General features: G+C 65.9%; 11 protein-coding genes. 5 read left to right on the plus strand and 6 right to left on the minus strand.

Going from position 1 to position 11,689, the window contains the following annotated elements; all coding sequences use genetic code 11:
- Positions 1-200 precede the first annotated feature (200 nt).
- From E8F12_RS06650 to amn, 4 genes are all read left to right on the plus strand, one after another.
- Positions 201-2,597: a hybrid sensor histidine kinase/response regulator gene (locus E8F12_RS06650; RefSeq protein WP_280324485.1), complete on the plus strand. Its 2,397-nt coding sequence runs from the start codon at positions 201-203 to the stop codon at positions 2,595-2,597.
- A 155-nt stretch (positions 2,598-2,752) separates the two neighbouring features.
- Positions 2,753-3,424, plus strand: coding sequence for a TetR/AcrR family transcriptional regulator (locus tag E8F12_RS06655; protein ID WP_280324486.1), 672 nt, complete (start codon positions 2,753-2,755; stop codon positions 3,422-3,424).
- Positions 3,402-5,051, plus strand: coding sequence for an acyl-CoA dehydrogenase family protein (locus E8F12_RS06660; protein WP_280324487.1), 1,650 nt, complete (start codon positions 3,402-3,404; stop codon positions 5,049-5,051). The genes E8F12_RS06655 and E8F12_RS06660 overlap by 23 nt, the downstream gene beginning before the upstream one ends.
- Before the next feature lie 109 nt (positions 5,052-5,160).
- Entirely contained in the window at positions 5,161-6,657 is a 1,497-nt protein-coding gene (gene amn, locus E8F12_RS06665) for an AMP nucleosidase (protein ID WP_280324488.1), read from the plus strand.
- A 67-nt stretch (positions 6,658-6,724) separates the two neighbouring features.
- Here the strand turns inward: amn and E8F12_RS06670 are convergent, their stop codons facing one another.
- The gene (locus tag E8F12_RS06670; protein WP_280324489.1) at positions 6,725-7,777 is read right to left on the minus strand and encodes an MBL fold metallo-hydrolase; all 1,053 of its coding nucleotides are present in this window, start codon (positions 7,775-7,777) and stop codon (positions 6,725-6,727) included.
- Between the two features lie 150 nt (positions 7,778-7,927).
- Between E8F12_RS06670 and E8F12_RS06675 the strand changes: the two genes are divergently transcribed.
- On the plus strand, positions 7,928-8,494 hold the full coding sequence (locus E8F12_RS06675) for a pseudouridine synthase (protein ID WP_280324490.1): 567 nt from the start codon (positions 7,928-7,930) through the stop codon (positions 8,492-8,494).
- A 68-nt stretch (positions 8,495-8,562) separates the two neighbouring features.
- Here E8F12_RS06675 and E8F12_RS06680 read toward each other — a convergent pair whose 3' ends face one another.
- The 5 genes from E8F12_RS06680 to E8F12_RS06700 all read right to left on the minus strand — a co-directional run bounded on the left by E8F12_RS06680 (position 8,563) and on the right by E8F12_RS06700 (position 11,597).
- On the minus strand, positions 8,563-8,766 hold the full coding sequence (locus E8F12_RS06680; protein ID WP_280324491.1) for a DUF2788 domain-containing protein: 204 nt from the start codon (positions 8,764-8,766) through the stop codon (positions 8,563-8,565).
- Between the two features lie 175 nt (positions 8,767-8,941).
- Positions 8,942-9,421 carry an Lrp/AsnC family transcriptional regulator gene (locus E8F12_RS06685; protein WP_280324492.1) on the minus strand — a complete coding sequence of 160 codons (480 nt, stop codon included), beginning with the start codon at positions 9,419-9,421 and terminating at the stop codon, positions 8,942-8,944.
- 388 nt (positions 9,422-9,809) lie between these two features.
- Positions 9,810-10,226 carry an MAPEG family protein gene (locus E8F12_RS06690; protein ID WP_280324493.1) on the minus strand — a complete coding sequence of 139 codons (417 nt, stop codon included), beginning with the start codon at positions 10,224-10,226 and terminating at the stop codon, positions 9,810-9,812.
- A 59-nt stretch (positions 10,227-10,285) separates the two neighbouring features.
- Positions 10,286-11,176 (minus strand): cation diffusion facilitator family transporter, encoded by an 891-nt coding sequence (locus tag E8F12_RS06695; RefSeq protein ID WP_280324494.1) that lies wholly within the window; start codon positions 11,174-11,176, stop codon positions 10,286-10,288.
- 1 nt (position 11,177) lies between these two features.
- Entirely contained in the window at positions 11,178-11,597 is a 420-nt protein-coding gene (locus tag E8F12_RS06700) for a polyribonucleotide nucleotidyltransferase (protein ID WP_280288177.1), read from the minus strand.
- Positions 11,598-11,689 lie beyond the last annotated feature (92 nt).

Genomic DNA, 11,689 nt, shown 5'->3' on the forward strand with positions numbered 1-11,689 from the left:
CGCAGGCGGGGCGGGGCGGCCCCTGCAATTCTGGCTGTGAGCCCCGAGATAGAGCGGCCCCTGCATGCTGGCAATGTGCAGCTTCCAGCGGCCTTGCGCTGTGTTAGAGTGGTCGCATTTCGAACAACCTGGCCCTGGGTGGCGCGCCGGATAAGGAGGTGAGGCTCCGGGGTGCGGTCCTGTGGTCATTGTGGGGCTGCATGCGGATCCTCCTTTTTGCTTTTTTTTGCCTGCTCGCGAGCCTGGCCGGTGCCGTGGAGTTCGACGAGCAGGCACGCAATGTCCCCCTGGGACAGCACATGGATGTGTTCGAGGATGTCCGGGGCGATGCCAGCATCGAGGACATCACGTCCCCGGCGCTGGACGGCAGCTTCCGGCGCAACGAGAAGCCGGTGCTCAACGCCGGCTATTCACGCTCGGTATTCTGGCTGCGCATCGATCTGGAGTACCGCCCCCGCACCCAGGGCGGCCAGCAGATCTGGCTGCTGGAGCTGGCCTACCCGCCGCTGGACCACCTCGATCTCTACCTGCCGGATAGCCAGGGCGGCTACCAGCTCGCCCAGCGCACCGGTGATGCGCTGCCCTTCGACAGCCGGCAGATCAAACAGAACAATTATTTGTTCAGCCTTGGCCTTCAGCCCAGCCAGCCGCAGCGGGTCTATCTGCGCCTGCAGAGCGAAGGCTCGATCCAGGCGCCGCTGACGCTCTGGTCGCCGCGGGCCTTCGTCGAGGCGCAGCCGGAGCGCATCTATGTGCTCGGCATCATCTACGGCGTGTTGCTGGTGATGCTGATCTACAACTTGTTCATCTTCATCAGCGTCCGCGACACCAGTTACCTCTACTACATCCTCTATATCGCCTCGTTCGGGCTCTACCAGATTTCGGTCAATGGCGCCGGCATCCAGTACTTCTGGCCGGACAACCCCTGGTGGGCCAATGCCGCCACCCCCTTCCTGATCGGCTCGGCGGCGCTGTTCGGTTGCCAGTTCGCCCGCAGCTTCCTTCACACCGCCGAACACAGCCCCTGGATGGATAGGTCGTTGCTCGGCCTGATGGCCCTGGGCGCCCTGGCTATGATTCTGGCGCTGACCGCCAGCTATGGCCTGGCCTTGCGCCTGGCCACGTCCCTGGCGTTGATCTTCACCGTGGTGATCTTCGCCGCCGGCGTGCTCGCCTGGCTGCGCGGCATGCGCGTGGCGCGCTACTTCATCATCGCCTGGAGCGCCTTCCTCCTCGGCGGCGCCATCAATACCCTGATGGTGCTGGGTTATCTGCCCAATGGTTTCTTCACCATGTATGCCAGCCAGATTGGCTCGGCGCTGGAAGTGGGCCTGCTGTCCCTGGCCCTGGCCGACCGCATCAATGCCATGAAGGAAGAGCGTGCGCGCATCCTCCTGGACGCTGGCCGCAAGCTGGAAGCCCTCAACCAGGAACTGGCCAACAGCAACCGCCTCAAGGACGAGTTCCTCGCCACCGTCACCCACGAGCTGCGTACCCCGATGAACGGTGTGATCGGTTCCCTCGAACTGATGCAGACCCTGCCTCTGGACGACGAGATGGAGCAGTACCAGCGCACTGCCGCCGGCTCGGCGCGGGACATGATGCGCCTGGTCAACGACATCCTCGCCATGACCGAGCTGCAGGCCGGCAAGCTCTATCCGCGGCGCGAGCCGTTCAGCCTGCGCGGCCTGATGGACAGCCAGCGGGTCCAGTACGCCGCGCGGGCCGCGGAGAAGGGCCTGACCTTCGACCTGGACCTCGATCATAAGCTCCCGGACACCCTCGAAGGCGACGCCGGCAAGTTGGCCCAGGCCCTGGGCTACCTGTTGGACAATGCCATCAAGTTCACCTACCAGGGCCGCGTCGGGCTCAAGGTCAGCGGCCAGGAGCCGGTCGGCGGCAGACTGGCGCTGTGCATCGAGGTGACGGACACCGGGATCGGCTTCGCCACGCCGGCCGATGGCCTGCTCTATCGCCGCTTCTTCCAGCTCGACGGTTCCATGACCCGCGAATATGGCGGTCTCGGCATCGGCCTGGCGCTCAGCCAGCAATTGGTGGAGCTGCTCGGCGGCAAGCTCTCGCACCAGTCCCAGCCGGGGCGCGGCAGCACCTTCAGCCTCGACCTGTCCCTGGTACTGCCGGCTCAGATACCCCCGGTACCGGTGCGTCGTTCCGGCGGCCAGGCCCTGCGTCGGCCGGAAGAGTGCACGGTGCTGGTGGTGGAGGACAACGCCATCAACCAACTGGTGACCCGCGGCATGCTGCTCAAACTCGGCTATCGCGTCTGCACTGCCGACAACGGCGCTGAAGCCCTCGAGCAGATTCGCCGCGAGCCCATCGACGCTGTGCTGCTGGATTGCCAGATGCCGGTGATGGACGGCTTCGCTACCTGCCGTGCCCTGCGTGCGATGCCCGGCTGCGTCGATCTGCCGGTATTGGCCATCACCGCCCACAGCCACAGCGGCGATCGCGAACGCTGCCTGGCGGCGGGAATGAGCGACTACATGGCCAAGCCGGTGAAGTTCGAGGAGCTGCGTTCGCTGCTCCACGACTGGCTGCTGTGCAAGCCGGAAGAAAGCTTGAAGTCGTTGGGTTGAGCTGATTGGCAGGCCGTCGGCCTGCCTGGCGAATGAATTCATCCCCACAAGCTCCAGCCAGCCGCGGCGCTTATGCCCCCGTTCGCGGCATTTATCCCTCTTTCTGCAAGGTCTGAATGCTGATTCACTGAAAGAAGTGAACCAGGATTCAGACCATGGCCTATCGCACCACCGCTTCCCGAATCGACCGTGACCAGGAACTGCGCAGCCGCATCCTGGCCTGCGCCCATGCGCGGGTGGTGGAAGGGGGCTTCGCGGCGCTGACAATGCAGGCCCTGGCCGAAGACGCCGGTATCGCCACCGGCAGCCTGTATCGCCATTTCGGCAGCAAGGGTGAGCTGGCTGCGGAAGTCTTCGCCCGCGCCAGCCAGCTGGAAGTCGACAGCCTGGCGCGGGTGCTGCGCGGCAGCGGCTCAGCTGCCGAGCGCCTGGCACGCGGCCTGCGCCAGTTCGCCGCGCGCGCCTGGCACAGCCGGCGACTGGCCTTCGCGCTGATCGCCGAGCCGGTGGACCCCGAAGTCGACGAACAGCGCCTGCTTTACCGCGAGGCCTATGCCGAGCTGTTCTCCCATCTGCTGGAGGAGGGAAGGAACAGCGGCGAGTTCCAGGTGCCTTCCGTACCCCTGACCGCGGCCTGCCTGGTCGGCGCCATCGCCGAATCCCTGGTCGGACCGCTGTCGCCCCCGGCCCGCGCAGCACGCGAGGCCAGTCATGCGCCGGACGCTCTCGAAGACGTCTGCGCCAATCTCGTTACCTTCTGTCTGCGCGCCCTGGGCGCCAGCCAATCTGCCCGGGAGACCTGCGATGAGCCTGCACGAGTTCGCTGAAACCCATGAAGTCTTCAACCAGGTGCCGCCACTGGATGGCGCCAACCTCTACCGCGTCGACCTGCCGCTGCAGGAGTGGGTGCGCCGCTTCCACGGCAGCTGGGCCGAGCAGCGCCTGGACAGCTATGGCGCCCTGGCCGGCGGCCCGCTGATGGCGGCGGGATTCCTCGCCAACGAGAACAAACCGGTATTCAAGAGCCACGACCGTTATGGCCACCGCATCGACCTGGTGGAGTTCCATCCGGCCTACCACGAACTGATGGCCGCCGCGATCGCGCACGGCATCCCTTCCATGCCCTGGACCGATCCTCGCGCCGGCGCCCAGGTGGCCCGCGCCGGCATGAGCTACCTGCACAGCCAGGCCGAGGCCGGCACGGGTTGCCCGCTGACCATGACCTTCGCCAGCGTGCCGGCCCTGCGCCTGCAGCCGGAGATCGCCGAGAATTGGCTGCCGAAGATCCTCTCCACCGAATACGACCCGCGCAATCTGCCGATGGAGCAGAAGACCGGGGTCACCATCGGCATGGCCATGACCGAGAAGCAGGGTGGCACCGACGTGCGCGCCAACACCACCCGCGCCCATCCGGTCGGCATCCCCGGGCCGGGGCAGGCCTATGAACTGGTGGGCCACAAGTGGTTCTGCTCGGCGCCCATGTGCGACGCCTTCCTCACCCTGGCTTACACCGACAAGGGCCTGTCCTGCTTCCTGCTGCCACGCCACCGCCCGGACGGCACGCGCAACCAGTTCTACATCCAGCGGCTGAAGAACAAGCTGGGCAACTGGTCCAACGCCTCCAGCGAGGTGGAGTACCGCGGCGCCCTGGCCTGGATGGTGGGCGAAGCAGGCCGTGGCGTGCCGACCATCATCGAAATGGTGTCCCTGACCCGCTTCGATTGCATGATCGGCTCCAGCGCCCTGATGCGTCAGGCCCTGACCCAGGCCGCCCACCACTGCGCCCACCGCAAGGTCGGCGGACGGGTACTGGCCGAGCAGCCACTGATGCAGAACGTGCTGGCCGACCTGGCGCTGGAGAGCGAGGCCGCGCTGGCCCTGACCATGCGCATGGGCCGCGCCCTGGACAATGGCCACGATGAGCAGGAGGACAAGTTTGCGCGTCTGGTCACCGCCGTGGGCAAGTACTGGATCTGCAAGCGCGCCCCCGCGATGATCAACGAGGCCGCCGAATGCCTGGGCGGCGCCGGCTATGTGGAGGACACCATCCTGCCGCGGCTGTACCGCGAAGCCCCGGTCAACTCCACCTGGGAAGGCTCGGGCAACGTGCAGTGCCTGGACGTGCTGCGCGCGTTGTCCAAGGAACCCGGCGTCCTCGATGCGCTCTTCACCGAACTGGGCGATGGCCATGGCGATGTGCGTCTGGCGGCCTTCATCGGCAATCTGAAGAAGGGCTTCGCCGACACCGCCGACATCCAGTTCCGTGCCCGCCAGCTCACCGAAGACGTGGCTGTGGCGCTGCAGGCCAAGCTGCTGCTGGAGGCCGGCAATGCCACTGTCTCCGACGCCTTCATCGACAGCCGCCTGGGCGGCCATGGCCGGGTCTACGGCACCCTGCCGCGCGGCGCCGATGTAGAAGCGCTGGTGGCCCGCTCAACCCCGCACCTGGTCTGATCGCGACCGCTCGCGCCACCCCTGCCTTGTGGAGGGGCGCGCGAGCGGCCCGGCATCCTGCCGATTCGTTCTATGCCTTTGCCTGCCCAAGCAGGCAAGATAGGCAATAGTGCGAACAGACAGGATGCCGCTCGTGAGCCTCGAACCGACTGATTTTGTGATTGCTGAAACCGCTGAGGAAGCCGTCGATCGACTCGCCGAACTGCACAAGCAGGCCACCGGTGCCCTCAGCCTGGCGCTAAAGCGCTATATCAAGGAACGCATCGAGCCGGATGCCGAACAGCGCGCGCTGTTCCGCTACCCGCTGCTGCGCATCACCTACCGTTGCCAGGGCGAGGTGCCGTCCACCACCCGCGCCTACGCCAAGATCCAGGTGCCGGGCAACTACAGTGTCACCGTCACCCACCCCGACGCTTTCCGGACCTACCTGCTGGAGCAATTGCGTCCGCTGATGCACGACTTCACCGTGCAGGTGGAAGTGGGTATCAGCCCGCAGAACATTCCCTACCCTTATGTCGTCGAGCATGGCGAAGAGCTGGCCGGATCCGGGGTGACCGCTGCCGAACTGGCGCGGGTCTTCCCCAGCACCGACCTGTCCGCCGCCACCGATGGCGTGGCCGATGGCCTCTACGAATGGGAGGGCGCCGACCCGCTGCCCCTGGCCCTGTTCGACGCCGCACGCGTGGATTTTTCCCTGCGCCGCCTGGTGCATTACACCGGCAGCGACTGGCGCCATGTGCAGCCCTGGATACTGCTGACCAACTACCACCGCTACGTCGACCAGTTCATCCGCCACGGCCTCGACCAGTTGCGTGACGACCCGCGTTTCGTGCGCATGGTGTTGCCGGGCAATGTGATAGTGAGCCGCGGCATGGACGAAGGGGAGATGCAGGCCATCATCGACGGCGTGGTCTGGCACAGCTATCAGATGCCGGCCTATCACCTGATCGCGGCCGATGGCCATGGCGTCACCCTGGTCAATATCGGCGTCGGCCCGTCCAATGCGAAGAACATCACCGACCACCTGGCCGTGCTGCGTCCACACTGCTGGCTGATGATCGGCCACTGCGGCGGCCTACGGCAGTCGCAGACCATCGGCGACTACGTGCTGGCCCACGCCTACATGCGCCGCGACGGCATCCTCGACCGGGTGCTGCCCCCGCACATCCCGCTGCCGGCCCTGGCTGAAGTGCAGCAGGCGCTACAGGAGGCCGCCGCGCAGGTCACTGGTGAACGCGGCGAAGACCTCAAGCGCCGGCTGCGGACCGGCACCGTGCTGACCTACGACGATCGCAACTGGGAACTGCGCTGGGCCCAGGAACGCCCGCTGATCAACTTGTCGCGGGCGGTGGCGGTGGATATGGAAAGCGGCACGGTGGCGGCCCAGGGCTATCGCCTGCGGGTGCCCTACGGCACTCTGCTGTGCGTGTCCGACAAGCCGCTGCACAGCGAGATCAAGTTGCCCGGCTCGGCCAGTGCCTTCTACCAGCGCGCCGTCAGCCAGCACCTGCGCATCGGCATCGCCGCCCTGGAACTGCTGCGCAACCAGCTAAACGCCCTGCACTCACGCAAGCTGCGTAGCTTCGACGAGCCGCCGTTCCGTTGATCGAGGGATAGGCCGCTCCCATTGTGGGAGCGAATTCATTCGCGAAAGGGCCGCAAAGCGGCCCTTCCTATTCCTGGGCCGCCAGTGGCGGGATCAACCACTGATACCCCGGCGTCGGCACGCGGAAGTCATCCGCATCCACCTGCCAGTCGGCGAGGGCCTTGGCCAGGTCCCGGGGCGGGCCGAACTGGCCTTCGTCGGAGAGCTGGAAGGTACCGAAGTGGATCGCCAGGCTGCGGCTGGACTCCAGCTGCTTGTGGGCCTGCACCGCATCGTCCGGGTTCATGTGGTTGTCGCGCATGAACCAGCGCGGCGCGTAGGCGCCAATGGGCAGGGCGGCGAAGCGCATTGGGCCGAAGCGTTCGCGGATCAGGCGGAATTCCGGCCCCAGCCCCGTATCGCCGGGAAACAGCAGCGGGCCGTCCGGCGATTCGATCACGAAGCCCATCCACAGGGTCTCGTTGGTGTCGTCGCGGGTCCGCGCCGACCAGTGCTGCACCGGTACCGAATGCAGGGTCAGGCCGCCCGCCAGTGGCAGCTCCTGCCACCAGTCCAGTTCGACGATCCTGCTGAAGCCGGATTCGCGGATCAGCGGGCCATTGCCCAGCCCGGAAACCACTGAGGCCAGCGGAAAGCGCTCCACCAGTGCGCGCAGGCTTTCCAGGTCGAGGTGGTCGTAGTGGTTGTGGCTGACCAGGATCAGGTCGATCGGCGGCAGCTGGTCGAGGCCAAGCCCCGGCGGATGGTGGCGCCTGGGGCCGACGAAGCTGAAGGGGCTGACCCGCTGCGACCAGACCGGGTCGGTAAGGATGTTCAAGCCGCGGTGCTGGATCAGCAGGGTGGCGTGGTTGATATAGGTGACCCGCAGCTCGTCACCCTCGACCCGTTGCGCGACCTCGGGCGGAATCGCCGGACCCGGCTGGTCAATCCAGGGCGCCTGCTTCTCGCGGCTGAACTGCCAGCGCAGCAGTGCACGCGTGCCCTTGTGGGGCTTGGGTTCGAGGTTGCGGAAGCGGCGGCCGTCGAAGTTGTCCGACTGCGGGCCCCGGTAGGGCGCCCTGAAACATCCGGCGAGGGTCATCAGGCTGATCAGCCAGGTGGGGCGCAGGGCACGCGGCATGGCGTTCTCTCTTGCGGCGGAAAGGCAGTCAACCTAGCATGCCTCTCCCGTTCCCAGACCGCCAACCCGTTTCCAGGCATGTCGCGCCCAACTCGTCCCGTCCGTCCCGCTTCCCGCCGCCCCGGCTCTGGTCCAGGTGCGCCGCGGCGCGTGGCCAAGGCTGCGCCGGCCGAACCGCGCCTGGTGCTGTTCAACAAGCCCTTCGACGTGCTGACCCAGTTCAGCGACGGCGACGGGCGCGCGACCCTCAAGGACTACATTCCCATACCCGGCATCTACCCCGCCGGGCGCCTGGATCGTGACAGCGAGGGTCTGCTGCTGCTGACCAATGACGGCCGCCTGCAGGCGCGCATCGCCGACCCGAAGCACAAGCTGGCGAAGACCTATTGGGTGCAGGTGGAAGGCGAGCCCAGTGAAGAGCAACTGCAGCGGCTGCGCGATGGCGTCGAGCTCAACGACGGTCCGACCCTGCCGGCCGAGGCGCGGTTGCTGGATGAGCCGCAACTCTGGGAACGCAACCCGCCGGTGCGCTTTCGCAAGAGCGTGCCCACTGCCTGGCTGGAACTGGTGATCCGCGAAGGGCGCAACCGCCAGGTCAGGCGCATGACCGCCGCTGTGGGGCTGCCCACCTTGCGCCTGGTGCGGGTGCGGATCGGCCCCTGGAGCCTCGACGGGCTGGGGCTGGGCGAGTACCGGGAAGTCCCCGCCAAGCTTTGAGCCGGCAGCGCCCAAAAAGCTGTTTCTAACGCGGTATCGCCGACGCGCAGCAGATCAGAAACGGGTTCCTACATGCCTTCGAGGCTGCCAATGACCAGGGTCTTGATCACGAAGCCGAGCACGCCCAGGCCCAGGGCGAGGAAGAGGATCATGGTGCCGAAACGGCCGGCCTTGGATTTCTTCGCCAGGTCCCAGACGATGAAGGCCATGAACGCTATCAGGACGGCGATCATCGCCGTCATCATCAACTCTTCGAATTTTTCCGGGCTCATCGCATACCTCGAGGGCTGAATACAGGCTGCACCGGCACGGCCGAAAGGCCAGGCGTCAGGCGGGCGGTGCGCTTGTGATTCTGCGAGCCGGAAGGCTCTTATGGGGCGGGGCCGCGCGGGGGGTACAGCAAAGCGCGGCGATTATACGCCAAGCTGCCCGCCGCGCGAGGGCCATTCAGCTGCGCAGGTGGGCCAGGGGTAGCTCAGTGCTGCTCAGCACCTGGTTGAGCACGAAGCTCGAGCGCACACTGGTCACCCCTTCGATGCGGGTCAACTGGCCGAGCAGGAACTGCTGGTAATGGTCCATGTCCGGCACCACGACCTTGAGCTGGTAGTCCGCTTCCATGCCGGTGACCAGGCTGCACTCCAGCACCTCGGGGCATTGACGGATCACTTCCTGGAAATGTTCGAAGCGCTCAGGCGTGTGCCGGTCCATGCCGATCAGCACGTAGGCGGTGAGGCTGAGGCCGAGTTTCTTGCGGTCCAGCAGGGCCACCTGGCGAAGGATGTAGCCGTCGTCTTCCAGCTGCTTGACCCGCCTCGAACAGGGAGACGGCGACAGGCCGATGCGTTCGGCCAGCTCCTGATTGGAGATGCGCGCATCGTGCTGCAGTTCGGCGAGGATCTTCAGGTCATAGCGATCGAGTTTTTCCATTGCAGCTGCCAGGCTTTTGTTTGATTGCGATAAATGTTGCTCCTTTAGTTATTAATTGTGCAAGTGGCCTTTTGGTGAGCAATATTCGCAATCATTCGTCGCGCGCCAAACCTTAATATTTCTCTCAGTTTCACGGCCCGGACAGCAAGTCCACCCGACCCGCCCAATCAGGTGCGTCGGCGCCGCCGATCCCACCGGATCGAGCAGGCCCCCGGGTCCGCACTGCCCAATCAGGCAGGCGACGAAAGCGGCGACACAATTGCCAGCACAGGACGAATTTCCCGAAGGGGGCCCGCGGTATGGGGCTCCCTTTTTTATTGCGTGGAAAATGCGCAAAACGCTTCTGCGGGAGCGGATCCATTCGCGAAACAGGCCGCAGGCCTGGCTCTTAGATACCCGCCAGCTTCACCAGCCACCAGGCCAGGATCGCCAGCTGCACGAAGAACCCGGCAAACCGCAGCCAGACGAACAGGGCGCTGGTGCTGATCAGGTGCATGCAGGTCTGGAACAGCCGCGCCCCGAGCAGCAGGCCGGCCAGCGGGTCGGTGATCGCGGTCTGCCCGGCTGCCATGGCGTAGAGCAGCAACGCCGCCTGCAGTGGCAGATTCTCCAGGCAGTTGGCATGGGCGCGCACCAGGCGTTGGCCGAAAATGCTGGGGGTGTTGCTGCCGTCGGCGGCGAAGGCGTTGACCTTCATCTGCCCGGTCAGGACCAGCAGGCCACGCTGGTTTACCAGCAGGAACACCAGCAGCAAGCTCCAGGCGAACAGGCCAAGCAGGGCGACGGCGGAAGGGGACAGGGGCATTGCAGACTCCTCGTTCTTGTTATGGAAGGAGGCAGTCTAGGATTTGTAGAGCTTTTGCTCTAGTCGTGTTTCACCACGTCGCTGGGATCGGCATGGACCAGCACTTCCGCACGTGGGTAGTGCGCGGTGATGGCGTTGGCTGCCTGTTCGCAGAGCGCGTGGGCGCGCGACAGTGGCAACTCGCCGGGCAATTCCAGGTGCAGCTGCACGTACCAGTGGCTGCCGGAGATCCGCGTACGCAGGTCGTGGGCGCCGAGCACGCCGGGCACGCTGCATGCCAGGCGGTGCATGTCGGCGGTGATGTCCAGTGACAGCTCCTCATCCATCAGCACCGATACCGACTCGCGCGCGATGCTGAGCGCGCTCCAGAGGATGTAGCCGGCGATCCCCAAGCCGAACAGGCCATCGGCCTGCTCCCAGCCGAGGCTGGCGAGGATGAGGGCCAGCAGGATACCGCTGTTGAGCAGCAGGTCGGAGCGGTAGTGCAGGGCATCGGCGCGGATGGCGGTGGAGCCGGTGGCACGGATCACGCGGCGCTGAAGCATCAGCAGGCCGGCGGTGAGCAGCAGCGACAGCAGCATCACCGCGATGCCCAGGGCTTCGGCCGTCAATGGCTGCGGGTTACGCAGGCGTTCGAAGGCCTGGGTCGCCACCAGCACGGCGCTGACGCCAATGAACAGCGCCTGGGCCAGGCCCGCCAGGGCTTCCGCCTTGCCGTGGCCGTAGCGGTGATCCTCGTCCGCTGGCTTGAGGGCATAGCGCACGGCCAGCAGGTTGAGGAAGGAAGCGGCGCTATCCAGCAGCGAGTCGGTCAGGCCGGCCAACAGGCTGACCGAGCCGCTCATGCTCCAGGCCACGGCCTTGGCCAGGACCAGGATGATGGCGACGGTCAGGGACGCGCGGGTCGCCAGGCGCAGCAGCTGCGCGTGCTGCCGGGCCTGATCGCGCATCTCAGGCCGCCGGGTGCAGGCCGTAGGCGGCCAGTTGCTGGAGGTTGCCGCTGCGTTGCAGCAGACGCGGGTCGTCCAGCGGCAGGCTGTGGCCGGTTTCGCGCTCGATGATTGCCTTCAGGTGCGCCTTGTCCACCTGGCCGTCGGCGCCGATGGCCTCTTTCAGCTTCTCGGGGGAAACCTGGGCATTCTGGCCCTCGGGCAGGTAGATGGCGCCGGTGGCGAAATCGACACCGAAGGCGATCAGGCCCGGGATGACATAGAAGAGGATGCCGATGGCATCGAGGGCGGCGACCACCGGGTCGATCTTGCCTTCGATCTGGCCGCGGCGATCGGGGAAGAACAGGGTGCCGCAGGCGGTGAGCTGGGTGAGCAGCGTGGCGGCAACCAGGCCGCCAATCAAACGGGAAGTCATGCGCATAAGCGTCTCCTGATCAAAATGACGCAACTATAGCAAGTCAGTTATCGCAAAACTGCTGGCATTGCTAAGACCCCGGCAAGGAACTGGCGGTT

It is taken from the genome of Pseudomonas sp. BN102 (assembly GCF_029871245.1).
Classification (GTDB): Bacteria; Pseudomonadota; Gammaproteobacteria; order Pseudomonadales; family Pseudomonadaceae; genus Metapseudomonas.